The sequence below is a fragment of the Amycolatopsis melonis genome (assembly GCF_040064235.1).
GTDB lineage: Bacteria > Actinomycetota > Actinomycetes > Mycobacteriales > Pseudonocardiaceae > Amycolatopsis > Amycolatopsis melonis.
This window is the reverse complement of record NZ_JBDZYD010000005.1, coordinates 170,045-192,911: the sequence shown is the minus strand read 5'-3', so window position 1 is coordinate 192,911 and position 22,867 is coordinate 170,045. Positions and strand designations below refer to the sequence as shown.

Sequence of the window (22,867 nt, the reverse complement as noted above, 5' to 3'; positions counted from 1 at the left end):
TCGGGGTAACCCCGCAGGCAAGAGCGCCGCGGGCGCGGAAAACTCGTCAGGGGTTGTAGTCGCCGTGGCCCGCGGCGGCCGTCTTCGCGGTGCCGGTGGCCGGCAGCTTCGACCCGTCGACGCAGCCGCCGACCAGCTCGACGTGGCTGTCGTGGCGGATGTACTGGGCGGGGGTGCCGCAGCTGGCGTTGTCCACGGTGAGGTACGCCGCGCCGGTGAGCGCGGCGGCGGAGGCCAGGCCGATCACGAGCGGCAGCAGACCGGCGGAGCGGGTCGCGCGAGCCCGGCGGGCGGTGTCCGCGTCGTTCCCCGGTGTCATGAGTAGCTCCCTGTTTACCGCGTGTTGACGTGTCCCAGGGTACCGGCTCCCGGTCCGGTCAACCTGTGGAGTTCCTGAGTGGCATAGTCCGGCCCATGGAACTCGTCACCCTCGAGCGGATCCGCGCCGCCCGGGAGCTCCTAAAAGGAGTGACCCGGGTGACGCCGATGGAGCACGCGCGCGACCTGCGCAGGCTGCACGGCGGCCCGGTGCACCTGAAGTGCGAAAACCTGCAGCGCACCGGCTCGTTCAAGATCCGCGGCGCCTACACCCGCATCCACGGCCTCACCGACGCCGAACGCGAGCGCGGCGTCGTCGCGGCCAGCGCCGGCAACCACGCGCAGGGCGTCGCGCTGGCGTCGTCGCTGCTCGGCGCGAAGTCCACGGTCTTCATGCCGCTGCGGGCCCCGCTGCCGAAGCTCGCCGCGACCCGCGGGTACGGCGCCGACGTCCACCTGCACGGCGCGCTGCTGGAGGAGACGCTGCGGGCGGCGATCGAGTTCGGCGAGCGGACCGGCGCGGTGTTCATCCACCCGTTCGACCACCCGGACGTCATCGCCGGCCAGGGCACGGTCGGCCTGGAGATCCTCGAGCAGGTGCCGGGGGTGAAGACGATCCTGGTCGCCACCGGCGGCGGCGGGCTGGTCGGCGGGGTCGCCTCGGCGGTGAAGGCGCTGCGCCCGGACGTCCGCGTCGTCGGCGTCCAGGCCGAGGAGGCGGCCGCGTACCCGCCGTCGCTGGCCGCGGGCGCGCCGGTGCGGCTGAGCACGACCGCGACCATGGCCGACGGGATCGCGGTCGGCGAGCCGGGCCTGGTCAGCTTCGCCCACGTCGAGTCGCTGGTCGACGACGTCGTGACGGTCACCGAGCAGTCCCTGTCCCGCGCGGTGCTGCTGTGCCTGGAGCGCCGCAAGCTGGTGGTCGAGCCGGCCGGCGCGGCGACGGTCGCGGCGCTGCTGCAGCACCCGGGCGCCTTCGAGCCACCGGTGGTGGCCATCCTGTCCGGCGGCAACGTCGACCCGGTGCTCCTGCTGCAGATCATCCAGCACGGCATGACCGCGGGCGGCCGCTACCTGCGCCTGCGCTTGCGCGTCCCGGACCGCCCGGGTTCGCTGGTCGCGGTGCTGTCCTGCGTCAGCGAGCTGGGCGCGAACGTCCTGGACGTCGAGCATTCCCGCATTTCCGGCAGCCTCGACCTCGGGGAGGCCGACGTCGTGCTGGCCCTGGAGACGCGGGGCCCGGAGCACTGCAAGGAGGTCGAGGCCGCCCTGGCGGACGCGGGTTACACCGTGGTCTGACCCGCTGCCGGGCACGCCAAAGACGGCCCCCGCCGCTTGGGGGACCCCCGGTTTCAACGTTACTCCGGGGGACCGACAATTCCGGGCTCGCCAATGGGCGCCCGGTCCCTGGCGGCCTCCGGATCGCGCAGGTCGTGAGTGAAAAAGAGGGTTCTAACCCTAGTTACCACTCACGACCCCGTGCGGCCTTCTCGCTACTCCCCGACACCTGGCCCGCCGGTGAGCGCCGCCAAGGCGAGGTCCTTGGCGGCCTCCGGGACCTCGGCCGGGGCGGTGAAGCGCCGGGCGCGGATGTGGGCGATCAGGTCCGGGTCCGGCGGCACCCCGTGTTCACGCAGGTAGTACGCGACCGCGCCCGGCCACGCCCAGGCGCCGTCGGTGCGGAAGTTCATCGGGACCGCGTCGGTGCGCTCGGGCGCGAACGCGTCCGGGCCGTTGCTGCGGGACGCCAGGATCACCGGCGCCGCGTCGAGGTAGGCCAGGATGCGCTCGGCCTCGGCCGGGACCAGCGGCTGACGGCGTACCAGCGGCCTGCCCGCCGCGTCGAGGCCGTCGTAGATCCGCGGGGTCCGGACGCCTTGGGCGTCCACCGGGGGCGGAACCGCGGCACGCTCACGCAGCCACGGCGGGACGTGCTGCTCGGCACGCGGGAACGCCCGCAGCTCATCCTGGAACCCCAGCGGCGGCGGGGTGCGCCGCCACTGGGGTTCGCGGTCGGCCACGAAGTCCGCGGTGACGCCGTGGACCGCGTCCACCGTCAGTGCCGCGCTCAGCCACGTGCCCACGCCCGGCCGGTACATCCCCGCGCGCAGCGTGCCCAGCAGCTGGAGCAGCTCCGGGGGCGGCGGCAGCGGGCGGGCCACCCCGTCCTGGCCCGTGACGACCACGTCGGCTTCGATGTGCCGTCCCGCCGCCCGGTACTCGGCGCGGACCTGGCGCCAGGTGCCGGGCGGCGCCATCGCCGCCAGCCCCTGGCCGATCCGGGTGACGATCTGCTGCTGGTCCGGTCCCAGCGGCACCGGTGGCGTGCTCATCCGCGCCCGTCCGGGGCCGGCGGCCGGGTCGTCGCCTGCGGGATCTCCTCGATGGCGTCCTCGGCCAGCAGGTCGGCCACGGACCGCTCCAGCACGTAGGCCGTCCCGCCGCCGGGCTGGTCGTACCAGGCGATGGCCGTGCCGGTGAGCGCCCGCACCGGGCGGCGCAGGCGGTACACGTGGTACGCCCACTCCTGGACCTCGGCCGGTTCCGAGCGGTGGGGCCACTCGGTCCGCGCGGCGTAGAGCGTGTTGCCGTCCGGGTCGCCGTAGCGGTCCAGCTCGGTGCCCGGCGGCAGCGTGACCAGGCGTTTGCCGCTGTACATCGCCAGCGGCGCGTCGTTGTCGGCGGGCTGGATCGGCCAGTCCTCCGTCGGGCGCTTCGCGTCCGGCGGCAGCTCGTCCCGCAGCGCGACGCGGTTCAGGTACAGGTGCCCGACGAAGTAGCGCGCGGCGGCCACCGCGGTCGGGAACGCCGCCGCCTCCAGCCGGTCACCGCCCTGTGCGCGGAACACCGCCCAGCCGTCGCCCTCCCGCACCAGGCACCACGCGCCGTCCGCCACTTCGCCGATGCGGTAGCGGGCGGCCGGGATCTCCAGCTCGGCCGCCGCGTCCTCGGCCGCGCGCACGGCTTGTTTGTCCGCGGCCGCCGGATCCGCGGGGCCTGCCGCCTCGGCCAGCCAGGCGGGCACCATGTCGGGGGTCCGCGGGAACCGCGCCAGCTCACGGGCGAACTCGGCCACCGGCCGCGGGCTGTCCCACGCCGGCTCGTCGTCCCACGTGTAGGTGTACTCGACGCTGGAGTTGAGCGCGACGTGCGCGACGACCTGGAACCAGGTGCCCCGGCCTTCGCGGTACATCCCGGCCCGCAGCGCCGCCAGCAGCTCCCGGACCTCCGACGGCGGTTCCCACAGGTACAGCCCGCCGTCGGTGATCCGGCGGACCATCACCGGCAGCTCGGCGTGCTCGCCGATCGCCCGGTAGGTCAGCATCACCTGCGTCCAGTCCGGCGGCACCGACATCGCGACGATGTTCGAGATCTGCTGCCAGTACCAGTTCTGGCCCTCCGGGTCCAGCGGCGGCCACGGCCGCGCGACCGGGACGTCGTCCGGCACCGGACGGCCCGCCTCGGCGAGCCGCGCACGCAGCCACGGCTGGATGTTCTCCGGCGCGCGCGGGTACGCGTCGAGGTCGCGCACCCAGCCCGCCGGATCGATCGCGGGCGACCAGTGCGGGTCCCAGTCGAGGTTGAACAGCGTCTGGATGCGGCCGGGCGCGTCGAGCAGGTACCGCATCGAGAACCACGTGCCGTCGTCCGGCTGGTGGAACGCGTCGCGCATGCGCCGGACGGCGGGCGCCACCTGGTCCGGCACCGCGACGGCGGCCTGCCTGCCGTCCTCCATCAGCACCGTGAGCACGAAGTCCTGGACGTCGACGTTGACCCGGCTGACCAGGTCGATCCGCCGCCACCCCGGGGGTGCGGCGTCAGCGAGGGCGTTGCCCACTTCGTGCGACTGCTCCCGCCACTGCGAGGCGTCACGAGGCATGAGGGCCGGTCCTTTCTGGTGCGGTCGGTCGCATCACGGCGTCCCCGGGGAGGGCGCCGTCGCCGCCGGGGTGTTCGGGAAACTGCGCAGGTGGACGATCGGCTTGTCGTCCGGGCCGATCTCGACCCACCGCACCTGGATGGTGTGCGGCACCCGGTCGCCGTCGGTCCGCAACGGGAACACGTCGATGCTGCCGATCCTGCCACCCGCCTTGAGATGGTTCGCCAGGTCGGTCTCGAACGCGTACCAGTGGTTCGGTCCGGCCTGGTCCGGCCAGCCCTGGTTCTGCGGCCGCCACTGGGACATCATGTTGAGCAGCTCGCCCGGGCCGCGGAACTGGTTGCCCGCGATGTGCCCGCCGTCGAACACCCCGCCCGGGCCCTGCCCGCCGGACAGGCGCTGCGACGTGCCGTCGCGGCGCAGGAAGTCCTCCTCGCCCGCCAGCTTCGGGTTGTCCGAGCGGCCGTGCACGGTGTCGGTCTTGCCGCCGCCGACGTCCGGGCCCGTCTGGTAGGTGAACCGGCCGTCGTCGACGTGGTAGACCATGTTCGGGCCGGGGTTGTTGAGGTCGGGGTGGTGCGGCCGGAAGGTCTCGACCACCGCGACCCGGCCGTGCTCGTCGGTCCAGTACACCGACCGGGCCTGCTTGACGGTCTTGGTGCCCTCCTTGTACTCGCTTTCCACGACGTACTTGGAGTTCGGCTCCAGTTTCGGCGTCCCGTCCGGGTTCTTCGGCTGCTGGTCCAGAAAGGACTTGTTGCTGGGCAGCTGGACGTCGTGCTGCCGCGCGCCGCGGAACCGCTCCGGGTCCGCGACGCCTTCGGGCACTTCGGCCTTCGGGTTCATGCCCTGGCGCAGGTGGACCTCTGCGTCGTCGGGGACGAGCTTCGGGTTGCTGATGCCCTTCCAGTCCGGGTTGGTCCGCGCGATGCGGCCGGAGTCGACCTCGGCCCAGCGGACGTGGCCGTCGGCGTCGGTGTAGAAGGTGCCGCGGTGGATGCCCTTCTTGTCGACGACCTCGTACTTGGTGTGCGGGTCGTAGGGCCCGCCCTGGGCGAACGACTGCCGCGCGCCGGGGGCCCGCGGGTCGTCGGCGTCGATCCGGACCGGGTCGCCTTCGAAGTCGGGCCGGTGGAACTGCACCGAGGGGTGCGGCACCCCGTCGGCGTCGGTGTGGAAGGTCTGGTGGTGCCCGTCGATCTCCACCCGGTAGGTGGTGTCCGGGTGCGGGTGGGTGAGGTCCGGGTTCGGGTGGTAGGCCGGATTCGGGTCGCCGTTGGCCAGCCGCGGCGGCACGTTCGGGTGCGTCGTGTCGATGTGCGTGACGCGGCCCGTGCCGTCGGTGTGGTAGGTGCCGCGTGGGTTCCCGGAGCTGTCGACCACCTGGTACGACCGGTTGGGCTGCAGCGGCTGGTCGCCGGGGAACCGCTCGCCGGCGTGCGGCGGCCGGGGCGCGTCCGGGTGGGTGCTGCCCGGCCCCACCGGCACGTGCTCCCCGCCGGGCGGGGTGAAGTCCGTGCCGTGCTGCGGGTTCCGCCGCACCTCGGCCTGCCGCTGCGGATCGGTGAGATCGCGTTCCTGTTGCCGCGAAAGCGGATTCCGGTCTTCGGGGACGCCCGGAGCATCGGCGTCCTGCCCGGGCGCCTGACGGCGGCGGGTGTCGTCGTCACCGCGGTGCCGCGCGCTGTCGGCGTCGACGTCGTGCGGATCGTGGTGCCGGGTGTCGGGCGCAAAGCCGCCGTCCCCGGCGGGATGCGTCGAGCCGTCGGGGTGGTGGACGCTCCATTCGCCATCCGGCGGAATCCGCGGCCGCATCCGGCCATCGGGCCCGATTTCGTAGTCGGAGGAGAAGACGCGCCCGTGCGAGTCGGTCCAGGCGGGCTTGCTGGGCGCCATGACCTCGGTGTCGAGTTCCCGAGACAGCCGGTGCGCGAAGTCGTTCGAAGAGGCATCGCACCCGATCAGCCGGACCGGCCTGCCGTCGTAGTCCCCGTTGCGCCGCAGGATGTCCGCGAACTCTTCGGGGGTGTAGAGCCGATCCCCGATCCGGGCATGCCCATCGGGCGTGACGTGCACGTCGACGGTGTAGCGGCCGGCGGGATCGGGCTGCACGCGGTGAGGAAGATCGCCCATCTCGGGATCCCCGGCGTGGTAGGAGCTGCCGGAGGGCGTGCTTTCGGCGTGGCGGGCGTTGACCTCGTCCGGGGTGAGTGGGGAGTCGCTGTGGTGCGGGAGGGCGGGGTCGGTGTCGTGCGGGCCGTTCTCGTGGGGGCTGTTTTCGTGGGGACCGCTCTCGTGGGGACCGTTTTGGTGCGGGTTGCTCTCGTGCGGGTTGTTGGCGTGGGGGCCGGTTTCGTGCGGGCCGTGCTGGGGTCCGGGTGTGTGGGTGCCCGCGGTGTGGGTGCCTGGGCCGGGCGTGCCGGGGCTGTGGGTGCCGGGCGGGGTACCCGGGCCGTGCGTGCTGGGGCCGTGAGTGCTGGGCGGGGTGCCCGGGCTGTGCGTGCCGGGGCTCTGGGTGCTGGGCGGGGTGCTCGGGCTGTGCGTGCCCGGGCTGTGCGTGCCGGGGGCTTGGGTGTGGGTCCGGGGGCCGGGGCTTTGGGTGCCGGGGCCGAAGCCGCGGGCGACCGGGGCGGGAGCGTCGGGGGTGCGGGGTCGCGGGGCGTCCCCGCCGGGACGCGGGCGTGCGGGAGCGTCGACGTGCGCACCGGGACTGCCGGGAGTCCCGGTCCACCCGGAACCACCCCCACCGGCGCGCGGCGAGCCACCACCGGCACCGGAACCGGGAGCCGAGCCGGGCGGCATGCCCCCGCCGCCCATCACCGGCTGCCCGCCCTGAGGGGGAAGGTTGTCCCCACCGCGCGGAGCCGGAACCTGAGTCCCGGGCTCGGTCCGCGGAGCAGCAGGGGCGGACCCGCTGGCCGAGGTGCCATCAGTCCGCGGCGGCGCGGCACTGCTGGGAGTATCGCCACCAGCGCGAGCGGGCGCAGGACTGTCGGGATCCCGGGTGGGCGCAGAGTCCGAAGCCCGCGACGGCGCGCTCTCGGTCCCACGAGTGGGTGAGGGACTGGAGTCCCCGGCATGCGTGGGCGAACCGTCGCCTGCTCGTGTGGGTGAAGGGCTGGAGTCGCTCGCGTGCGACGGGGTGCTGTCGCCTGCCCGTGTGGGTGAGGGGCTGGTGTCCTCGGCGTGAGTGGGCGAACCGTCGCCCGCTCGCGTGGGTTCGCCCGTGTGCGAGGGCGAACCATCTCCCGCTCGCGTCGGCGAGGGCCGGGAGTCGCTCGCGTGCGAGGGTGAGCTGTCGCCCGCACGGGTCGGTGAGGGACTGGAGTCCCCAGCGTGGGAGGGCGAACCATCGCCCGCACGAGTCGGCGACGGGCTCGAATCGCCCGCATGCGAAGGCGAGCCGTCGCCCGAGCGAGCCGCCGAGGGGCTGCCGTCCGGGGACTCGTCGCCACCGTGCGCCGTCGGTGAGCTGTCTCCGTCGCCTGCGTGCGAAGGCGAACCGTCCTCGCCGCGCGTGGACGAGTTCCGCCGCGAGCCGGAATCCGTGTTCGCCGGGTCGGAACTCGGCGAATCCCCGTCCCCGGAGTGGGAGCCGTCCCCGCCCTCGGAACCTTCCCCGGAGTGGGAGCCGTCCCCGCCCTCGGAGCCGTCCCCGCCGTGGGCTCGGGTGTGGACTCCGCCGCCCTCCTTGGGGATCTTGTGGACGAAGCCGCCCTCCTTGACCTTCAGGCCGTCCAGGCCGCTTACCTTGCCCAGGACCTTGCCGAAGACCTTGGCGATCTTCTCGAACAGGTCCACCAGCTTGGACAGCAGCGGCGAAACCTTGCGGATCGTGTCGGTGAGCTTCTTGAGCAGCTCGCCGATCTTCTTGCCCCACTTGGCGATCGCGGCCGTCGCCTGTGCCACCACGACCGGGGTGCCGAAGCCGAGGGAGAAGACCTCCTCCATCACCCACGCGATGAGCTTGCCGACCAGGTCCGCGATCAGCTGGCGCACCGTCTCGCGGACGAACGAGACGACCTGGCCCATGATCATCGTGACCGTGCTGATCGCGCCCGCGACCGTGGCCGCTCCCGAGAGTGCGTCGCTGTGCTCGGCCGCGAACTTGCGGTACGCGTCCGCTCCCGCGCCGGTCCAGCCCGTTGTCCCGGTCTTGACCGCGTTGTCGAAGTCGGTCTTGCGCTCGGCCAGTGCCTTCGAGACGTTGCCCCAGGTGTCCGCATAGGACTGGATCACCGGCGGGTTGCCCGCGACCGAGTCCAGCATGTCCTTCAGCGGCTGCACGTGCTCCATCAGGAACGACGCCACCGACGACATCAGATAACCGAACGGGTCGATCGCCGCGCCCGCGATCTCGCCTGCCAGCGACAGCATCCCGAGGCCGCCGGAAACCCAGTCGCCGTCCTTGATCCCGTTGAACGCGTCCATCGAGGACTCGGCCAGGCCGATGCCGCCCGCCCAGCCGTAGTCGCCGTTGCCCGCCGTGAACGCGCCCGGCCCGTCCGGGTCCTTCTTCGCGTCGGCGACGAGCGGGTTCCCCTCGGGCATCACGCACCCGCCGACTTGTTCAGGTCGTCGGCGACCCCGGTCTCGTACCTGCGGTAGGCCGCCGCGGCCTCGCGGACCTTGCCCGACACCGCCGTCATCGCCTGGACGGCGTCCTTCAGCGCGTCGATCCCGTACTGCTCCACCGGGTCCAGCATCATCCGGAACGGCTGGCAGAGGATGCCGTACGCGTCGGTCGGCATGCTGACCTGGTTGGCCGCGTCGACGGCCTGCTGCAGCCCGTCCCCGATCGCGTCGAGCTGCTTCGCGTGCGCCGTGAGGTCGGTGCTGAGTTCAACGTCTGCCACGGTTTCCCCCTCAGGAAAGGATCGATCCGCCGAAGTCGTCGTCGGAGTCGTCCGCCGGGCGGCGGCGACGCGGTTGCTGCTGCGGTGGCGGCGGGGTCCGCGGCGACGCCGGCGGCTCCTCGGTCTCCTCCGGCAGGAACCGGCGGACGCGGTCGGGTTCCGGGAACGCCGGTTCGGGCTCCGGCGGCGGCTCCGGGAACGTGCTCTGCGCCTCGCGGACGATCTCGGCCGCGGCCTGGTCGCCGGTGCCGGTGGTCTCGGACATGGCCTGCTGCAGCAGTTCCGGGATCCGCGCCTGCGCGCGCTGCACCAGCTGCATCACCTGCGCCGACACCTCGGCCATCCGCTTGCCCGCGGCGCTCTCGGCGATGACGAGGTTCTTCAGCAGCCCGCGCGAGTCGACGGTCACCTGGACCGAGCCGTCCTTCGACCGCTCGGTGACCGTCTGGCCCTGCATGCGATCGGCCAGCGCCTGGTACCGGGCGGCGTTCTCCTCGAGCCGCTTGGTCCAGTTGTCGATCATCGCGTCGCTGGCGTCGATGCTGTCCGGCATCCCGGCCCCTTCTCTCGAGCTTCTCCACACTGACGGATCGCGGCCGCGCGCGGTTCCCGGTAAACACGCCGAAGGCCACCATAGGGGACCCGGAAGTCTCCCACGGTGGCCTTCGCCGAGATGTGTCAGAGGTTGCCGCGACGCTCCTGCTCACGCTCGATGGCCTCGAACAGCGCCTTGAAGTTGCCCTTGCCGAAGCCCAGCGAGCCGTGCCGCTCGATCAGCTCGTAGAACACCGTCGGGCGGTCGCCGATCGGCTTGGTGAAGATCTGCAGCAGGTAGCCGTCCTCGTCGCGGTCGACCAGGATGCTGTGCTCCTTGAGCACCTCGATCGGCACGCGGACCTTGCCGATCCGGGCACGCAGCTCCGGGTCGTCGTAGTAGGAGTCCGGGGTGTCGAGGAACTCGACGCCGGCGGCGCGCATCGCCTTCACCGTCGCGATGATGTCGTTGGTGGCGAGCGCGATGTGCTGGCAGCCCGCGCCGTCGTAGAACTCGAGGTACTCGTCGATCTGCGACTTCTTCTTCGCCACGGCGGGCTCGTTCAGCGGGAACTTGACCCGGTGGTTGCCGTTGGAGACGACCTTGCTCATCAGCGCCGAGTACTCGGTCGCGATGTCGTCGCCGACGAACTCCGCCATGTTCACGAAGCCCATGACGCGGTGATACCAGTCGACCCAGTAGTCCATCTTGCCCAGCTCGACGTTGCCGACGCAGTGGTCGATGGCCTGGAAAAGCCGCTTCGGTGCGCCTTCGGGCCGCTGGATCGTGCTCTCGCGCGGCTCGTAGCCGGGCAGGTAGACACCGGTGTAGCGCGACCGGTCGACCAGCGAGTGGCGGGTTTCGCCGTACGTCGCGATGGCCGCCATGCGGACCGTGCCGTGCTCGTCGGAGACGTCGTGCGGCTCCTCGAGGATGGTCGCGCCCTGCGCGCGGGCGTGCTCGATGCACTTGTCGACGTCGGTGGTCTCCAGCGCGAGGTCGACGACGCCGTCGCCGTGCTTGCGGTGGTGGTCCAGCAGCGGCGAGTCCGGCTTCACGCCGCCGGTGATGACGAACCGGGCCGAGCCGGACTTGAGCACGTAGGACTTGCGGTCGTAGACGCCGGTCTCCGGACCGGAGTACGCGACGAGCTGCATCCCGAACGCGATCTGGTAGTACCAGGCGGTCTGGGTGGCGTTGCCGGCGACGAACACCACCGCGTCCATGGCCTTGACCGGGAACGGGTCGGTCGAGGCGTCGTGGTCGACGAGCCCGACGAGCTGACGCAGCTGGTCATAGCTGACGTCGTCGAGTGCACCCTGGGGTTCGGCAGTCTGGGTCATACCTCGAAGGATCATCCCTGCGAGGCAAGATGCGCAATAGAGTCAGTTTTCACTGGACAATCTGCCGGGTGAGTGCCCGATATCGGCGGTCATCGTGGACAATCTGCGTATGCCGGAGAACCTCGACGCGCTGGACGCTCGCCTGCTGCTGTTGCTGACCGACTCGCCGCGGCTGGGGGTGCTGGAGTGCGCGCGGCGGCTGGGGGTGGCCCGCGGCACGGTCCAGGCCCGCCTCGACCGCCTGACCGAGCGCGGCATCCTCGGCGGCTTCCCGCCGGAGCTGGACCTGGCGGCGATGGGTTACGGCCTGACGGCGTTCGCGGTGCTGGAGATCGCCCAGGGCCGCCGCGCGGAGGTGGCGGAGGCGCTGGCGGCGATCGACGAGGTGTGCGAGGTCCACGCCACGACCGGCCAGGGCGACCTGTTCGTCCGCATGGTGGCGCGTGGCAACGACGACCTGCAGCGGGTGATCGACGAGGTTGTCGGGGTCCCGGACGTGCTGCGGACGTCGACGTCGATCGCGTTGTCGACGCCGGTGCCGCCGCGGGTCCGCCCCCTGCTGGAGCGGACCGCGCGGGGCTGACCGAAGTGCCACCTTCACGTGAAAACGGCGCTTCAGCCTTCGTCGATCACCTGGGCCAGGTACCGCTTCGCCGACCGCTGCACGACCTCGAAGCCGTCGGTGCGCACGATCGCGTCCCACCAGGCGCCGTAGATCGCCTCGAAGCGGTAGCCCGCCAGCAGCTCCGCCGCGCGGCGGACGACGTGCGGGCGCTCCGGGATGAGGTTCGGGTAGCTGTACATGAAGCCGACGTGGGTGCGGTCGCCGATCACCTGCACGATGTCGCCGGACAGCAGCGCGCCGTGGCCGTGCTCGCCGTCCGGCCAGTGCAGCACCGTGCCGCCGGTGAAGTGGACGCCGAGGTTGATCAGGCGCAGGTCCTCGGCCACGTCGAGGGTCGTGCCCGACCACAGCTTGACCGCCGGGTCCGGGCGGCCGATCCACTGCTGGTCGCCTTCGTGCAGGTAGATCGGCACGTCGAACGCGTGCGCCCACTCCACCATGGTCGTGTAGTAGTGCGGGTGGCTGATCGCGATGCCGGTGATGCCGCCCAGCTCGCGCACCTGCGCCACCAGCGCGTCGTCGATGTACGCCGCGCAGTCCCAGAGGAAGTTCCCGGACTTGGCCTGCACCAGCAGCGCGCGTTCGCCGATCGCGAACCCCGGCGTCGAGCCGACGCCGATGATGCCCGGGCCCTGCTCCTCGATGCGCGGGGTGTAGTCACCGCTCGCGCGCAGCGTTTCGAGATTCGTCCACCGCTGGCCGGACTGCGGGACGTACTGGCGTTCGTCCTCGCAGATCGGGCAGTCGTCGCGGGCGACGGCGTACTGCATGCCGCACGCCTGGCAGATCGGTTCGGTGCTCACAGCGGTGTCCTCCCAGAATGTGGATCCTGGGAGGACACGCTAGCCGTGCGTTACTTGGCGTCGGTGTACGGGACGGCCTTGATCAGCGTGACCTTCTGGGTCTTGCCGTTGGGCAGCTCGTACTCGCGGGACTCGCCCTCCTTGGCGCCGAGCAGCGCCTTGCCCAACGGCGACTCCGGGGAGTACACGTCGAGCTCGCCCTCGGCGCCCTCTTCGCGGGTGGCGAGCAGGAACTTCTCCTCCTCGTCGTCACCCTCGTACTTGACGGTGAGCACCTTGCCGGGGCCGGCGGTGCCGTCGTTCGCGGGCGCCTCGCCGACCTTGGCGTTGCGCAGCAGCTCCTGGAGGTGCCGGATGCGGGCTTCGGCCTGGCCCTGCTCCTCGCGGGCCGCGTGGTAGCCGCCGTTCTCCTTGAGGTCGCCCTCTTCGCGGCTGTCGTTGATGCGCGCGGCGATGACCGGGCGGTTCTCGATCATTTCGTCGAGCTCCTGCTTGAGCCGGTCGTAGGCATCCTGGGTGAGCCAGGTCACCTTGGTGTCGCTCACGGTCACCATCTCCTCGTCGGGCCTGCCAGGCTTGCGTGTTCAAGCCGGCCCACGCGGGCGCAGCTGCCCGCGTGGCTGAGATAAAGGAAAAACACGGCCCGTCGCGGGCCGTGCTGAGGGGTCAGAGTATCACGGCGCGACAGGTCGACGCCCGTCAATTCCCGGCGCCCCGGGCGTTGGGCGCGCGGTTCACCCCGTTGGCCGCTATGGGGTTGACAGATAGCGTGGTATTGCGTACGAGCAGCCGAACACGTCGGCGGTCACCGGCTCGCCGATGCTCTTGATCGTCGTGCTCATCCTGCTGTACTTCGCGCCGGCCGGGATCAGGAGTTCCTTGCGGCCACTCTCCGCGCCGGACCGGTCACGGGCGCGGACGATGCACACGCCGGGCTTGCTGTCGTCGTCCCGGGTCACGTTGATGGTGATTTCCATCGCGTTGCCCGGTTGCTCCTTGAAGGCGACCCGCTCGGCGTCGATCGGCGCCGCGCCGAGGTTGACGTAGGCGATCCACGCGATCATGCCGCTGACCAGCAGGGCGATGGCCAGGAAGAGCCAGCGGCGCCAGCGCCGCGAGGGCGTCGCGCGCTGGGTGCCGTACCGGTCCGCGGGCAGCACGGGCGCTGCCGTTTCCGCCGGTCCGCCTGCCAACCCGGGGCCTCCTGCTCGTTCTTGTCGTACCCGTGGGGACAATGGTGACGCGGGTACGCCTCGAGTATCCGCCCGCTGGGTGGGCGGCCCGCAGGTGGGTCGCGGAATAAGGGCATGAGGGGAGTCGTTCGGAGCATGGTGGACGCCGACGAGCTGAGGAAGACCGCCAAGCCGCGCCTGCGCATGATGGCCGTGCACGCGCACCCGGACGACGAGTCGAGCAAGGGCGCCGCCACGATGGCGCGCTACGCCGCCGAGGGGCACGAGGTGCTGGTCGTGACGTGCACCGGGGGCGAGGCGGGCAGCATCCTGAACCCCGCCATGGACCGGCCGGAAGTGCTGGCGAACATGGCCGAGATCCGCCGCGAGGAGATGGCCCGCGCGGCCAAGATCCTCGGCGTGAGCCAGCGCTGGCTGGGCTTCGTCGACTCCGGCCTGCCGGAGGGCGACCCGCTGCCGCCGGTGCCCGAGGGCTCGTTCGCCGTCGTCCCGCTGGAGGAGTCCGCCGAGGCGCTGGTGCGCGTGATCCGGGAGTTCCGCCCGCACGTCATCACGACCTACGACGAGAACGGCGGCTACCCGCACCCCGACCACATCCGCACCCACGAGGTGACGATGGCGGCGTGGGACGCGGCCCCGGACCCGGCCCGCTTCCCCGACGCCGGCGAGCCGTGGCAGCCGCTCAAGCTGTACTACATGCACGGGTTCTCCAAGGCCCGGATGGTGGCCTTCGACTCGGCGCTGAAGGAGGCCGGGCTCGAGTCGCCGTACACCGAGTGGCTGGCCAAGTGGGACCCCGACCGTGCCGATGTGATGGAGCGGGTGACGACCCGTGTCGAGTGCGGTGAATACTTCGAGGTGCGGGACGAGGCGCTGAAGGCGCACGCGACCCAGATCGACCCGAACAGCCGCTGGTTCTTCGTCCCGCTGGAGATCCAGCGCGAGGTCTGGCCGACCGAGGAGTACGAGCTGGTCAGGTCCCTGGTGGACAGCACGTTGCCGGAGGACGACCTGTTCGCCGGCATCGCCGGCACTGAGGAGAAGGTGAACACATGAGTTGGACGCTGCCGGCCGGCGTGGCCCTTCCGGTGACCGCGTCGGCACTGGTGCTGACGCAGCAGCCGGGCAACGGCGACAACGGCGGGCAGGGGGAGGACTTCGGCAAGTCCTCCCCGGTGGGCTTCCTGGTGCTGATCCTCTTCCTCGTGGCGGTGGCCTTCCTGGTCCGCTCGATGACGAAGCACCTCAAGCGCGTCCCGGCCAGCTTCGACGACCCGCCCGCCGAGCAGGCCAAGGCCGACGAAGCCCCGGCCGAGACTCCGGCTCCGGCTCCGGCTCCGGAGAAGAAGGAACCGAACGGCGCTTCCCCGGCCAAATCGGACTGAGGGCGCTAGAGCCGCGGGTCCACCGGGTCCGACTCCAGCGCGAGCACCGCGAAGACGCACTCGTGCACCCGCCACAGCGGCTCGCCCCGCGCCAGGCGCTCCAGTGCCTCCAGCCCGAGCGCGTACTCGCGCAGCGCCAGCATCCGCTTCCGGTTCAACCCCCGCTTCCGCAGCCGGTCCAGGTTCTCCGGGAGCGTGTAGTCGGGCCCGTAGATGATCCGCAGGTACTCGCGCCCGCGTACCTTCACTCCGGGCTGCACCAGCCCGCGTGTGCCGCGGGTCAGGTTCGCCGACGGCTTGACGACCATGCCCTCGCCGCCGGCGTCCGTCAGCTCCTCCCACCATGCGACGCCGCGGGCGATCGACGTGTCGTCCAGGACGTCCACCTCGAGCGTCCGGGTCCGCTGGAACCGGGGTCCGTCGAGCCGGTCCAGCATCGACAGGTGCCACGCGTGCGGCCGGTCGTGGTAGGCCTTGCCCTCGGACGCCAGCAGCTGGAACGGCGCCAGCTTCACCCCGTCGAGCCCGGATGTCGGCCAGCAGTAACGCCGGTACGCCGCCCGGTAGGCGTCCACTGTGGACGTCCGCGATGCCGTTCGTGCCAGCAGGTCGCCGACGTCGATGCCGCGGGCCGCGGCCGTCGCCAGTGCCGAGACCGCCGCCGGGAGCACCGCCGAGGCGGCCGCGCCCACCGACGCGTACTGGTCCGCGATGAGCGAACCCGCCTTCGCGCTCCACGGCAGCAGCTCCGCGTCGAGCAGCAGCCAGCCCGAACCCAGCTCCTCGAACAGCCCGTCGGCCGCCGCGCGCACGTCCGACAGCAGCTCATCGTTCTGCGAAGCCGGGAAGAACGGCCGCCCGGTCCGCGTGTACACCGCGCCGCCGCCGCGGATCCCGAAGCGGCGGTACGCCACTTCGTCGTCGCGGCAGACCAGCACGACCGCCCGCGAGCCCATGTGCTTCTCCTCGCACAGCACCGACTGCACGCCCGCGGCCCGGTACTCGGCGAACGCCTCCTCCGGGTGTTCCAGGTAGCCGGTGCGCGACGACGTCGAGCACGGCGCCATCGTCGGCGGCAGGTACGCCAGCCACCGCGGGTCGACGGCGAACCGGCTCATCACCTCCAGCGCCGCCGCCGACTGCTCCGCCGAGACGCCGACCCGGCCGTGGTGCGCGGTCTGCACGATCCGCTTGCCGGTGACGTCGGCCAGCTCCAGTACCGCGGGCTCACGGCCACCCAGCGGCCGCGACGCGTCGAGCGGCCGCGACGGCTCGTACCAGACCCGGTGTGCCTTCACCGACACGACTTCCCGCTCCGGGTAGCGCAGCGCGGTCAGCTTCCCGCCGAACACGCACCCGGTGTCCAGGCACATGGTGTTGTTGACCCACTCCGGCTCCAGCGTCGGCGTGTGCCCGTAGAGCACCATCGCCGAACCGCGGTAGTCGCGTGCCCACGGCAGGCGCACCGGCAGGCCGTACTCGTCGGTCTCGCCGGTCGTGTCACCGTAGAGCGCCATGCTGCGCACCCGCCCGGACGCGCGCCCGTGGTAGCGCTCGGGCAGGCCTGCGTGCGCGACGACGAGCTTGCCGCCGTCGAGGACGTAGTGCGCGATCAGCCCGTCGCAGAACTCGTGCACGCGACGGCGGAACTCCTCGGTCTCCGCGCCGAGCTGCGCCAGCGACTCGGCCAGGCCGTGCGCGACGTTGACCTTCCGCCCGTGCAGCGCGCGCACCAGCTTCTGCTCGTGGTTGCCGCACACCACCAGCGCGTTGCCGGACTCGGCCATGCCCATGACGCGCCGCAGCACGCCCGGGGTGTCCGGGCCGCGGTCGACGAGGTCGCCGACGAACACCGCGGTCCGCCCGTCCGGGTGGACGCCGTCGGCGTAGCCCAGCTCGGCCAGCAGTTCCTCCAGCTCGGCCGCGCAGCCGTGGACGTCGCCGATGACGTCGAACGGCCCGGTCAGCTCGCGCTTGTCGTTGTGCAGCGGCTCGGCGACGATCTCGGCGGCGGCCACCTCGGCTTCCGAGCGCAGCACGTGCACGCGCCGGAAACCCTCGCGCTCCAAGGACTTCAGCGACCGCTGCAGCTCGGCGCGCTGCCGCCGGATCACGTGGTCGCCGAAGTCGCGGTCCGGCCGCCCCGCGTTGCGGGCGGCACAGACCGCCAGCGGCAGGTCGAGCACGATCGCCGTCGGCAGCACGTCGTGCTCCTTCGCGAGCTTCACCAGGCTCGCCCGCGACGCGCGCTGGACGTTCGTCGCGTCGATGACGGTCGTCCGCCCGGCCGCGAGCCGCTTCGCCGCGACGTAGTGCAGCGCGTCGAAGGCGTCGGCCGACGCGGACTGGTCGTTCTCGTCGTCGGCGACGAGCCCGCGGAAGAAGTCGCTGGAGAGCACCTGCGTCGGCGCGAAGTGCGTGCGCGCGAACGTCGACTTGCCGGAGCCGGAAGCGCCGACGAGCACGACGAGCGCCATGTCGGGGACGGTCAGCTTCACGCGGCCACCTCCTCGTGGGTGGTGAAGACCGCCATCTGGGTCGGCGGTCCCGATTCCTGGTCCACCGGTCCGATCGGCACGTATCGGACGTCGTAGCCGCGCCGGGTCGCGACGCCGTCCGCCCAGGTGCGGAACTCGGCTCGCGTCCATTCGAACCGGTGGTCGGCGTGCCGGAAATGCCCCATCGGCAGGAACTCGAACAGCCGGTTGTACTCCGCGTTGGGCGTCGTGACGACCACCGTGCGCGGCGCCGCGACGCCGAACACGGCGTGCTCCAGCGCCGGCAGCCGGTCGGCGTCGACGTGCTCGACGACCTCCATGAGCACGGCCGCGTCGTACCCGGCCAGCGCCGGGTCGGCGTAGGTCAGCGCGGACTGCCGCAGCGTGACGCGGGAGGTCTCCTTCAGCCGCTTCTCCGCGATGGCCAGCGCGCTCGCGGAGACGTCGACGCCGACGATCTCGGTGAACGACCGCTCCTTTTCGAGGACGCGCAGCAGCGCGCCGGAACCGCAGCCGAGGTCGAGGACGCGCCGCGCGCCCGCGGCCCGCAGGACGGCGAGCACGCTGCCGTGCCGTTGCGACGCAAGGCTTTCCGGCTTGTCCGGCAGCTCGGTGACCAGCGCCTCGGCCTCCGCCGGGACGTCGTCCGCCTCGGCCAGCCGCGAGAGCGCGTAGGTGACGACCGCGCGGCGCCGCTCCAGGTAGCGGTTGGTGATGAGCGTCCGCTCGGGATGCGTGGCGAGCCAGCCGTCGCCGGCACGCAGCAGCTTGTCGGCCTCGTCCTGGCCGACCCAGTAGTGCTTGTCGCCGTCGAGGGCGGGCAGCAGGACGTACAGGTGGCGCAGCGCGTCGGCGACCCGCAGGGTGCCGGTGAGCTTCAAGTCGACATAGCGACTGTCGCCCCACTGCGGAAACTGCGGGTCGAGCGGGATGGGCGCGGCCGAAACGCGCCAGCCGAGCGGCTCGAAGAGCTTGTGCACGACCTCCGGCCCACCACGCGCGGACAGCGACGGCACGCGGATCTCCAGGTCGAAGACCTCGTCGACGAGTTCGGGACGCGCGTTGCAGCGCCCGGCGAGCGCGGTCGTGAAGGCGGCCCGCAACGCGACCGCGAGGTACGAGCCACCGGCGTACGGCCGGTCGTTGACGTACTGGGTCAGCGACGTCCCACCACCACGCACGAGCCCGACCGGATCGATCTCGACGAACAACGCGGCCGTGCACCGCTGGGCCGTGGCGTCCGGGTAGAAGACGTGCGCGGTCCCGGCCGACAGCGCGACCGACTGTGCCTTCTCCGGATGCTTGTGCAGGAGAAAGCCCAGGTCGGTGGCGGGACTCCGGGTGGTGGTGATCGTCAGCAGCACCGGCCCAGTGTGGCCGAAGGCCCGGTGACCGCGCGCCCGGTTTTCGCGGGTGCGCGGTCACCGGACGGCTACTTCAGCGGGGTGCCTCCCGAGTTGCGGTAGGCGATCGTCTTGCCGATCAGGTTCCCGCCGTCGCTCTCGACCGTGGTCTGCTCCTGCTGTCCCGCGCCGAACAGGAGCGCGGCGACGTGCGCGTCCGCCACCTGGTCCAGGTGCGAGAAGAAGTAGTCGACCTTGTCGTCCTGGTAGTGGTTCAGGGTGTTGTTCTGCCGCATGTTGCCCACCGGGATCTGCCACAGGACCACGGGCTTGCCGACCGATTCGGCCATGGTCTTGTAGAACTTCAGCGCGGCAGCGCCCTGCTGCTCGGTCCAGAAGGTGTTGCGGCCGCCGTTCGCGGGCTTCGCGTACCAGCCGGCGTCGCGGTCCGACACGTCGGTGACCAGGAAGTCGGCGTTCTTCGCGCCGAGTTCCGCGTAGTCCTTCACGCACCCCTGGACGTTGGTCTCCCAGTCCCAGCAGGTGAGGTGCAGCCCCGCGCCCGCGTTCGGCGCGTACTTGTGCGCCATCGCGATCAGACAGGCGGCCAGGCCGGCGGCGCTGTTCTCCTGCGCGCCGCAGTCCGTCGGGTTCGACGTCTTGACCTGCGCGGGCACCTGGTGCGGGCTGCCGAGGGAGCGGACGTAGCCCCAGAAGTCGGGCTCGATGTCGATCAGGTCGTGCGAGGTGCCGATCTTCTGGAGGAAGAAGCGGTAGTCGTTCAGGTAGCGGGTGAGCAGGTCGGCCCGGTTGATGGCGACGACCTCGCCGGGACCGTCGCCCTGGCCGGCCGCGTCCCCGAGGTCGCGCAGCGAGTACCAGGTCCACAGGTACTTCTGCGGACGCGGCTTGCCCTGGTAGGTGGCCTGGGCCACGTGCTGGTCGCCCCAGGTCACGTAGAAGCCGGGCGCGGTGGTCTCGCCGGTCCAGCAGCCCCACCAGCTCGACCACTCGGGCTTGCAGCGCGCGGCCGTGTAGTAGTCCGGCGAGGGCGCGGGCTGGCTGTGGACGTAGTTGTACCGCACGTCGAACGGCGCGGCCGTCGCCGAAGCGTCGTTCATCGAGCCGCCGATGAGCAGCGTGCTGCTGCCCATGAACCGGGTCGTCGAAGCAGCGGTGGTGGCCGTCGACGGCGACGTCGTCGACGGGCGGGTGCTGCTCGGGGTCTGGCTCGCCGGCGTCACGCTGGTGCGCGGGGTGGTGGACGTCGTGGGCGGGGCGGTGCTGCCGACGCTCCCGGCCGGGACGAGCTGCCACTGCTGGTTGGCGCCGCCCCAGTCCCAGTACTGGGCGACGCGGGCCCCTGCGGTCTTCGAGCCGGCGGGGACCTCGAGGGCCATGCCGCTGAAGCGGTTGATCAGGCGCACGTGGCCGTCCGGCGACTTCTCCAGGCGGAACTGCTGGTTCGCGCCGCCGAGGTCGTGCCACTGCACCATGCCCGAGCCGGCGGTCTTCGACCAGCGGTAGTCGTCCAGCACGTTGCCGGAGTTGCGGTTCTGCAGCCGGTAGTAGCCGTCACCCGCGTCGACGAACCGCCATTGCTGGTTGGCGCCGTCGTGCCGGTCCCACTGGACCACCGCCGCACCGTCGTTCCTGGCGTAGGAGAAGCCGTCGAGCGCCTTGCCGCTGGTGCGGTTGACCAGGACGTACCAGGACTCCGGGTCCACGGTGCCCGCCGAGGCGGTGCTGACCACGACCACGGAGCCGGTCACGACGGACAGGACGACGGCCGCCCAGAAACCCCGGCGCCGGAACAGCCGGCGGCCGCGTCGCGGGGCCGGGCCGCCGTCGGGGGAAGCCGGCGACGGCGTGGGTGGGCGAGGGGACATGTCGGTGCTCTCCTTCGGTCGCTGCCTCTGACGCCGGCTGCGCGGCCGGCCGACCCTGGGTTGCCGCCGCCCGGCAAAAGGTTGCCGCGGCCGCCGCGCGCCCGGTTTTTCCGGATGGGACCCTGGAGGCATGAACCGCCTCGCCCGTTCGACCAGCCCGTACCTGCTCCAGCACGCGGACAACCCGGTCGACTGGTGGCCGTGGGGGCCCGAGGCGCTCGCCGAGGCGAAACGGCGGAACGTGCCCATCCTGCTTTCCGTCGGCTACGCCGCCTGCCACTGGTGTCACGTCATGGCGCACGAGTCGTTCGAGGACGCCGGGACCGCCGCGCTGATGAACGCCAGCTTCGTCAACATCAAGGTCGACCGCGAGGAGCGGCCGGACATCGACGCCGTGTACATGGCCGCCACGCAGGCGATGACCGGGCAGGGTGGCTGGCCGATGACGTGCTTCCTGACCCCGGACGGCGAGCCGTTCCACTGCGGCACCTACTACCCGCCGTCGCCGCGGCAGGGGATGCCGTCGTTCCGGCAGCTGCTCGCCGCCGTCGTCCAGGCGTGGCAGGAGCGGCCGGACGAGCTGCTGGACGGTGCGAAGCAGGTCGTCGCGCACCTCGCCGGGCAGACCGGGCCGCTCAAGGAGTCCGTTGTGGACGAAGCCGCGCTCGCCGGCGCAGTCGGAAAGCTCGAACAGGAGGCCGATCCGGTCAACGGCGGGTTCGGCCGCGCGCCGAAGTTCCCGCCGTCGATGGTCCTGGAGTTCCTGCTGCGCCACCACGAACGCACGGGTTCTCGGGTGGCACTGTCGCTTGTGGACAAGACGGCGGAGGCGATGGCCCGCGGCGGGATGTACGACCAGCTCGCGGGCGGCTTCGCGCGGTACTCCGTCGACGCCGAATGGATCGTGCCGCACTTCGAAAAGATGTTGTACGACAACGCGTTGCTCCTGCGGTTCTACGCTCACCTCTGGCGGCGCACCGGCTCGGCGACCGCTCTGCGTGTGGCCACCGGAACCGCCGGGTTCCTCTTCGAAGGCCTGCGGACCCCCGAAGGCGGGTTCGCCTCTTCGCTGGACGCGGACACCGAGGGCGTCGAGGGCCTGACGTACGTCTGGACGCCGTCGCAGCTGCGTGAGGTGCTCGGCGACGAAGACGGCGCCACGGCGGCGGAGCTGTTCGGCGTCACCGGGGAAGGCACGTTCGAGCACGGCACGTCGACCCTGCGGCTGTTCGGTGACCTGCCGGAGCACTTCCGCGTCAAGCTGCTGGAAGAGCGGGCGAAGCGGCCGCAGCCCGGCCGGGACGACAAGGTGATCGCGGCCTGGAACGGCCTGGCGATCACCGCGCTGGCCGAGGCGGGCGTCGCCCTGGATCGTCCACAGTGGATCGAGTGGGCGGTGGACGCGGCCGAGCTGCTGCTGCGGGTGCACGTCGTCGGCGGACGTCTGCGGCGCAGCTCGCGCGACGGCGTCGCCGGGGAGTCGGCCGGGGTGCTGGAGGACTACGCCTGCGTCGCCGACGGATTCCTGGCACTGCACCAGGCGACCGGCGCGGCGAAGTGGCTCGCGGAGGCGACGACGCTGCTCGACCTGGCGTTGACGCACTTCGCGTCCCCGGACGTCCCGGGCGCGTACTTCGACACCGCCGACGACGCCGAGACGCTGGTCCAGCGCCCGGCCGACCCCGGCGACAACGCGAGCCCGTCGGGCGCGTCCGCGCTGGCCGGGGCGCTGCTGACGGCGTCCGCGCTGGCCGGGCACGCCGACTCGGCCCGCTACCGCGACGCTGCCGAGCAGGCCCTGCGCCGCGCCGGCGTGCTGGCCGGGCGGGTGCCGCGGTTCGCCGGGCACTGGCTCTCGGTCGCCGAAGCCCTGCAGGCCGGTCCGGTGCAGGTCGCGGTGGTCGGCGACGCTCCTGCGTTGCGCCTGGCCGCGGCGCGCGGCGTGCACGGCGGCGGGATCGTGCTGGCCGGGGAGCCGGACGCGCCGGGGGTGCCGCTGCTGGCGGACCGTCCGCTGGTCGGCGGCGCGCCCGCGGCCTACGTCTGCCGCGGCTACGTCTGCGACCGCCCGGTCACCTCCGCCGAGGAGCTGACCGCCCAGCTCTGAGGCGCCACTTTCACGTGAAAGTGGCGCGTTGCGCTGTGGGTGAACGCTGTGTCGGGTTCGGTGTATTCGGCGTAGCGTCAGTAGCGTTGTAA

General features: G+C 71.9%; 18 protein-coding genes. 5 read left to right on the top strand and 13 right to left on the bottom strand.

The window, feature by feature from the left end:
- Positions 1-46: 46 nt before the first annotated feature.
- Positions 47-319 carry a hypothetical protein gene (locus ABJI51_RS14820; protein WP_348951153.1) on the bottom strand — a complete coding sequence of 91 codons (273 nt, stop codon included), beginning with the start codon at positions 317-319 and terminating at the stop codon, positions 47-49.
- Positions 320-414: 95 nt separating this feature from the next.
- Between ABJI51_RS14820 and ilvA the strand changes: the two genes are divergently transcribed.
- Positions 415-1,617, top strand: a complete 1,203-nt coding sequence (ilvA, locus tag ABJI51_RS14815) for a threonine ammonia-lyase (protein WP_348951151.1) — start codon at positions 415-417, stop codon at positions 1,615-1,617.
- Positions 1,618-1,811: 194 nt separating this feature from the next.
- Here the strand turns inward: ilvA and ABJI51_RS14810 are convergent, their stop codons facing one another.
- From ABJI51_RS14810 to hppD, 6 genes are all read right to left on the bottom strand, one after another.
- Positions 1,812-2,651 (bottom strand): ferredoxin, encoded by an 840-nt coding sequence (locus ABJI51_RS14810; RefSeq protein WP_348951149.1) that lies wholly within the window; start codon positions 2,649-2,651, stop codon positions 1,812-1,814.
- On the bottom strand, positions 2,648-4,198 hold the full coding sequence (locus ABJI51_RS14805) for a TNT domain-containing protein (protein ID WP_348951147.1): 1,551 nt from the start codon (positions 4,196-4,198) through the stop codon (positions 2,648-2,650). Before ABJI51_RS14805 ends, ABJI51_RS14810 begins: the two co-directional genes overlap by 4 nt.
- Positions 4,199-4,231: 33 nt before the next feature.
- Complete coding sequence (locus ABJI51_RS14800) at positions 4,232-8,749, bottom strand: DUF8616 domain-containing protein (protein WP_348951145.1); 4,518 nt, start codon at positions 8,747-8,749, stop codon at positions 4,232-4,234.
- Positions 8,749-9,054 (bottom strand): type VII secretion target, encoded by a 306-nt coding sequence (locus ABJI51_RS14795; protein WP_348951143.1) that lies wholly within the window; start codon positions 9,052-9,054, stop codon positions 8,749-8,751. Before ABJI51_RS14795 ends, ABJI51_RS14800 begins: the two co-directional genes overlap by 1 nt.
- Before the next feature lie 10 nt (positions 9,055-9,064).
- The gene (locus tag ABJI51_RS14790; protein ID WP_348951141.1) at positions 9,065-9,607 is read right to left on the bottom strand and encodes a YbaB/EbfC family nucleoid-associated protein; all 543 of its coding nucleotides are present in this window, start codon (positions 9,605-9,607) and stop codon (positions 9,065-9,067) included.
- A gap of 125 nt (positions 9,608-9,732) precedes the next feature.
- Positions 9,733-10,932: a 4-hydroxyphenylpyruvate dioxygenase gene (gene hppD, locus ABJI51_RS14785; protein WP_348951140.1), complete on the bottom strand. Its 1,200-nt coding sequence runs from the start codon at positions 10,930-10,932 to the stop codon at positions 9,733-9,735.
- A 109-nt stretch (positions 10,933-11,041) separates the two neighbouring features.
- On the opposite strand from hppD, the gene ABJI51_RS14780 reads away from it, so the two are divergent.
- A complete protein-coding gene (locus ABJI51_RS14780; RefSeq protein WP_206790021.1) occupies positions 11,042-11,515 on the top strand; it encodes an Lrp/AsnC family transcriptional regulator in 474 nt (157 codons plus the stop codon).
- A 32-nt stretch (positions 11,516-11,547) separates the two neighbouring features.
- Here the strand turns inward: ABJI51_RS14780 and ABJI51_RS14775 are convergent, their stop codons facing one another.
- From ABJI51_RS14775 to ABJI51_RS14765, 3 genes are all read right to left on the bottom strand, one after another.
- Positions 11,548-12,360, bottom strand: a complete 813-nt coding sequence (locus ABJI51_RS14775; protein WP_348951138.1) for an MBL fold metallo-hydrolase — start codon at positions 12,358-12,360, stop codon at positions 11,548-11,550.
- Between the two features lie 50 nt (positions 12,361-12,410).
- Complete coding sequence (gene greA, locus ABJI51_RS14770; protein ID WP_348951136.1) at positions 12,411-12,914, bottom strand: transcription elongation factor GreA; 504 nt, start codon at positions 12,912-12,914, stop codon at positions 12,411-12,413.
- A 195-nt stretch (positions 12,915-13,109) separates the two neighbouring features.
- Entirely contained in the window at positions 13,110-13,553 is a 444-nt protein-coding gene (locus ABJI51_RS14765) for a DUF4307 domain-containing protein (protein WP_348951134.1), read from the bottom strand.
- A gap of 135 nt (positions 13,554-13,688) precedes the next feature.
- Here ABJI51_RS14765 and mca point away from each other — a divergent pair, with 135 nt between their 5' ends.
- Together mca and ABJI51_RS14755 are read left to right on the top strand one after the other, a co-directional pair.
- Positions 13,689-14,609: a mycothiol conjugate amidase Mca gene (gene mca / locus ABJI51_RS14760; RefSeq protein WP_348951863.1), complete on the top strand. Its 921-nt coding sequence runs from the start codon at positions 13,689-13,691 to the stop codon at positions 14,607-14,609.
- Positions 14,606-14,938 carry a hypothetical protein gene (locus ABJI51_RS14755; protein ID WP_348951132.1) on the top strand — a complete coding sequence of 111 codons (333 nt, stop codon included), beginning with the start codon at positions 14,606-14,608 and terminating at the stop codon, positions 14,936-14,938. The genes mca and ABJI51_RS14755 overlap by 4 nt, the downstream gene beginning before the upstream one ends.
- Before the next feature lie 5 nt (positions 14,939-14,943).
- On the opposite strand, the gene ABJI51_RS14750 is transcribed toward ABJI51_RS14755, so the two are convergent.
- The 3 genes from ABJI51_RS14750 to ABJI51_RS14740 all read right to left on the bottom strand — a co-directional run bounded on the left by ABJI51_RS14750 (position 14,944) and on the right by ABJI51_RS14740 (position 20,668).
- On the bottom strand, positions 14,944-17,436 hold the full coding sequence (locus ABJI51_RS14750; protein ID WP_348951131.1) for a polynucleotide kinase-phosphatase: 2,493 nt from the start codon (positions 17,434-17,436) through the stop codon (positions 14,944-14,946).
- A complete protein-coding gene (locus ABJI51_RS14745; protein WP_348951130.1) occupies positions 17,433-18,800 on the bottom strand; it encodes a 3' terminal RNA ribose 2'-O-methyltransferase Hen1 in 1,368 nt (455 codons plus the stop codon). Before ABJI51_RS14745 ends, ABJI51_RS14750 begins: the two co-directional genes overlap by 4 nt.
- Positions 18,801-18,868: 68 nt before the next feature.
- Entirely contained in the window at positions 18,869-20,668 is a 1,800-nt protein-coding gene (locus ABJI51_RS14740) for an RICIN domain-containing protein (RefSeq protein WP_348951128.1), read from the bottom strand.
- 130 nt (positions 20,669-20,798) lie between these two features.
- On the opposite strand from ABJI51_RS14740, the gene ABJI51_RS14735 reads away from it, so the two are divergent.
- Positions 20,799-22,775, top strand: a complete 1,977-nt coding sequence (locus ABJI51_RS14735) for a thioredoxin domain-containing protein (RefSeq protein ID WP_348951126.1) — start codon at positions 20,799-20,801, stop codon at positions 22,773-22,775.
- Positions 22,776-22,867: the final 92 nt, after the last annotated feature.

What these genes read in the sequence shown, in the direction of transcription:
- ABJI51_RS14805 (WP_348951147.1), bottom strand. Translation starts at nt 4,198, where the DNA reads ATGCCTCGTGACGCCTCGCAGTGGCGGGAGCAGTCGCACGAAGTGGGC.
- greA (WP_348951136.1), bottom strand. Translation starts at nt 12,914, where the DNA reads ATGGTGACCGTGAGCGACACCAAGGTGACCTGGCTCACCCAGGATGCC.
- ABJI51_RS14755 (WP_348951132.1), top strand. Translation starts at nt 14,606, where the DNA reads ATGAGTTGGACGCTGCCGGCCGGCGTGGCCCTTCCGGTGACCGCGTCG.
- ilvA (WP_348951151.1), top strand. Translation starts at nt 415, where the DNA reads ATGGAACTCGTCACCCTCGAGCGGATCCGCGCCGCCCGGGAGCTCCTA.
- ABJI51_RS14740 (WP_348951128.1), bottom strand. Translation starts at nt 20,668, where the DNA reads ATGTCCCCTCGCCCACCCACGCCGTCGCCGGCTTCCCCCGACGGCGGC.
- ABJI51_RS14735 (WP_348951126.1), top strand. Translation starts at nt 20,799, where the DNA reads ATGAACCGCCTCGCCCGTTCGACCAGCCCGTACCTGCTCCAGCACGCG.
- hppD (WP_348951140.1), bottom strand. Translation starts at nt 10,932, where the DNA reads ATGACCCAGACTGCCGAACCCCAGGGTGCACTCGACGACGTCAGCTAT.
- ABJI51_RS14810 (WP_348951149.1), bottom strand. Translation starts at nt 2,651, where the DNA reads ATGAGCACGCCACCGGTGCCGCTGGGACCGGACCAGCAGCAGATCGTC.
- mca (WP_348951863.1), top strand. Translation starts at nt 13,689, where the DNA reads ATGGTGGACGCCGACGAGCTGAGGAAGACCGCCAAGCCGCGCCTGCGC.
- ABJI51_RS14780 (WP_206790021.1), top strand. Translation starts at nt 11,042, where the DNA reads ATGCCGGAGAACCTCGACGCGCTGGACGCTCGCCTGCTGCTGTTGCTG.
- ABJI51_RS14800 (WP_348951145.1), bottom strand. Translation starts at nt 8,749, where the DNA reads ATGCCCGAGGGGAACCCGCTCGTCGCCGACGCGAAGAAGGACCCGGAC.
- ABJI51_RS14790 (WP_348951141.1), bottom strand. Translation starts at nt 9,607, where the DNA reads ATGCCGGACAGCATCGACGCCAGCGACGCGATGATCGACAACTGGACC.
- ABJI51_RS14820 (WP_348951153.1), bottom strand. Translation starts at nt 319, where the DNA reads ATGACACCGGGGAACGACGCGGACACCGCCCGCCGGGCTCGCGCGACC.